General features: G+C 43.5%; 5 protein-coding genes. All 5 read right to left on the reverse strand.

Annotated elements, in window-relative coordinates; all coding sequences use genetic code 11:
- On the reverse strand, positions 1 to 204 hold a 204-nt coding region (locus QZL69_RS11745; protein ID WP_330361779.1), incomplete at its 3' end, for a hypothetical protein.
- Positions 205 to 221: 17 nt separating this feature from the next.
- Positions 222 to 941 (reverse strand): CpsD/CapB family tyrosine-protein kinase, encoded by a 720-nt coding sequence (locus QZL69_RS11750; RefSeq protein WP_022215397.1) that lies wholly within the window; start codon positions 939 to 941, stop codon positions 222 to 224.
- Between the two features lie 22 nt (positions 942 to 963).
- Complete coding sequence (locus tag QZL69_RS11755; RefSeq protein WP_022215398.1) at positions 964 to 1728, reverse strand: YveK family protein; 765 nt, start codon at positions 1726 to 1728, stop codon at positions 964 to 966.
- A gap of 174 nt (positions 1729 to 1902) precedes the next feature.
- The gene (locus tag QZL69_RS11760) at positions 1903 to 2223 is read right to left on the reverse strand and encodes an AzlD domain-containing protein (RefSeq protein WP_022215399.1); all 321 of its coding nucleotides are present in this window, start codon (positions 2221 to 2223) and stop codon (positions 1903 to 1905) included.
- 4 nt (positions 2224 to 2227) lie between these two features.
- Positions 2228 to 2841, reverse strand: a 614-nt coding sequence (locus QZL69_RS11765) for an AzlC family ABC transporter permease (protein ID WP_291519528.1), incomplete at its 5' end; no start/stop codon positions are given.

The following is a 2841-nucleotide window of genomic DNA, read 5'->3' on the forward strand; positions in this document are numbered from 1 at the left end:
TTCAGACGCATGTTCCTTTACAGTTTCATAATTGTCAATTCCTGTCTCCTGCTTCTCTGACAGTTTCTGCAGACGTTCTGATTCCTGCTTCATTTCCTTGCGGTTTGTCAGTAACAGTCCTCCAAGAACCACAATCAACGCAATACAAATGATCACCAGAATAATATTTGTAAATTTACTATTTCTTCTACTGTTCCAGCTCACTTCTAACCTGCTTTCTTTTATTGTGTTTTTTCTGTCTGTTCTGATGTTGCCAGTTTCTGATAATAGCCACCATAATGTTTATAATAGGAAGAATAATACTTATCCTTCTTGGTGTCAACTTTATTCATTACTGCCCCAAGAATACGGCATCCACTCTTCTCAAGCTGTTTGATGCACTTCTGTGCAAGCTTATAGCTTACGACACCAGGTTCAATGACAAAAATCCCACCATCACAGTATCTCGCAATTACCGCTGCATCGATTACACTTCCGATCGGAGGTGTATCTACAATGATATAATCATAATAATTCCGAATCTCCTTCATGAATGTCCGGAACAGATCCTCACTGAGAAGGCCTGACGGGTTCGGTGCAATCGGTCCTCCGAAAATAATATGTAAATTCGGGTAACTGGTTGAATAAATAAGATCCTTGACCTCTGCCTGTCCACTGAGGAACTGAGACAGCCCAACTACTTCCTCTTCAACTCCCAGACGGATCGCAAAATCAGACTTACGGATATCTCCGTCTATAATAAGCGCTTTCTTGCCAATACTGCTTAACTCCTGAGCTATACTAAGGACAATATCGCTCTTCCCCTCATTCGGAAAGCAGCTACTGACCATGATCGTCTTGATACTCTTTCCTGAAAGCTGGATGTTGGTACGAAGAGTCTTGATTGCTTCTGTATAGAAATAATCCTGCTTTCTGATATCTTTTATTGCAATTTTCCTCATTTATAAGATTCCTCCATCCAAATCAGTGTCTTTTTTTCCTGCGTTTCTTGCCTTTGTAGTGGACGTAGTCCTTTCTGTCCGGAACTACTGCAAGAACAGAAATGCCGAGATATTTCGCAATATCATCTTCTGATTTCAGAGTATCATCCATAATTGTGATCACAACTACGATTGCTGCTGCTGCTACCACGCCAAGGATAAATCCCATTACGACATTCTTCTTCATGCTTGGTGAAGACTGAACTGCCGGGATCTTACCAATCTCAATGATCTTAGGCGGAATAACCTCCATCTTATCTCCAATGTAATTGGATGCTACATTAGCGATCTCATCTACGATCTTCTTTGCCTGCTCCGGATCTGTATTCTGTACAGAAATCTCCAGAATACGGCTGTCGGATGGATTCTCTATGGAAATATTTTTTCTCAGAGCATCAGAATCCATATCCAGATCCAGGTTCTTGATTACCTGTTCAAGAACAGGTGTACACTTGATCAGTACGGTGTAATCACTTGTCAGACTGGTTCCCAGCTGAATATCAGCAAGAGAAGTAAGTGTTGTCTCCTTGGACAGAACCAGAATGCTTGATGTAGAGGTATATACCGGAGTCATTACAAATTTCGTGAATAATCCGCAGAGACAGCCAACCAGCAGACCTGCTGTCAGAAGAATCAGGAATTTGGATTTTAACACATTAAAAATCTCAAGCAGATCAATCTCTACCTCATCATCCTGTTTGTTTCCGTCAATCGGATCATCAAGATACGAATTCAAATTCTCTAACATCGTATAATTTCCTTCCTCTGTTTTATTACGCTGCAGCTTATATCCTATACTATCTTCAGCGTAACATCGTAATATATGCATTTATCATACTACCATACGCCCTGAGAAGTGTCAATCAACAAAACTTCCAGATATCTTGCAGAATGTGTCTTTTTCCCTGTACATTCTCCCTGTTCACATCACAAATCCCATGATTCTTTCTGCAATAAACACCGCCGCACATGCGAATAATGCCACCGTCAGAAGGCTCTTTTCCTTATACGCGACAATCAGTGCCACGACAAGTCCTACCACACCGGAAAGGATTCCTCCTGCAGTCGCTGTCAGGATCGCCGGGAAAGTCATCGCAGCAAGACAGGCATATGGCACATAATATAAGAAAGATTTTACAAACGGGCTTGTGATCTCCTTCTTAAAAAGGACCAATGGAAGCATACGGATCAGGTAGGTAACACCTGCCATGACCAGGATATAAACATATATATTTGGCTTCATCTCTCTACGCCTCCTTCTCTTCCGGGACCGGGCAGAAATATGCTGCGATTCCGGCTACCAGTACGGTTGTAATGATGATCACAAATCCGGCAGAAACTTTATTCAGGACCGGAACAACTGCAAAGATGGTGCTGACTGCCATTGCTCCGATCACAACACCTAATATCGCTCTGTTTTTCTTTGCCGGCGGTATGATGACTGCGAGGAACATTCCATAGATTGCCACGCTCAGTGCACTGACCAGGAAATCCGGCAGAAGATTTCCTGAGACTGCCCCGACCAGAGTACCCAGTGTCCATCCTGGAATCGCAACTGCCATCACACCATAGTTGTACCATGGGCTGACACGCCCCTCCTGGCTGGCACTGACACCAAAGATCTCATCCGTCACACCAAAAGCAACAGCCAGTCTGTGCCCTGTAGAAACACCTCGTTCCAGTTTCTGGGAAAGTGAGAATGACATCAGACAATATCTCAAGTTGATAACAAGCTGTGTCAGTGCCATCTCCCACAGAGATCCCGAAGCAAAAATAATCCCGATCCCTGCAAACTGTCCCGCTGAAGTAAGGTTTGTCAGTGAGATCAGTACGGCGGCGGCGATTGAGATCCCGCCTGCAA

The organism is Blautia sp. CAG:237 (assembly GCF_000436615.1).
In the GTDB taxonomy this organism is placed as follows: domain Bacteria; phylum Bacillota; class Clostridia; order Lachnospirales; family Lachnospiraceae; genus Blautia_A; species Blautia_A intestinihominis.

Excerpts from the sequence above, each read along its gene's own strand:
- QZL69_RS11750 (WP_022215397.1), bottom strand. The coding sequence starts at position 941 with ATGAGGAAAATTGCAATAAAAGATATCAGAAAGCAGGATTATTTCTAT.
- QZL69_RS11755 (WP_022215398.1), bottom strand. The coding sequence starts at position 1,728 with ATGTTAGAGAATTTGAATTCGTATCTTGATGATCCGATTGACGGAAAC.
- QZL69_RS11760 (WP_022215399.1), bottom strand. The coding sequence starts at position 2,223 with ATGAAGCCAAATATATATGTTTATATCCTGGTCATGGCAGGTGTTACC.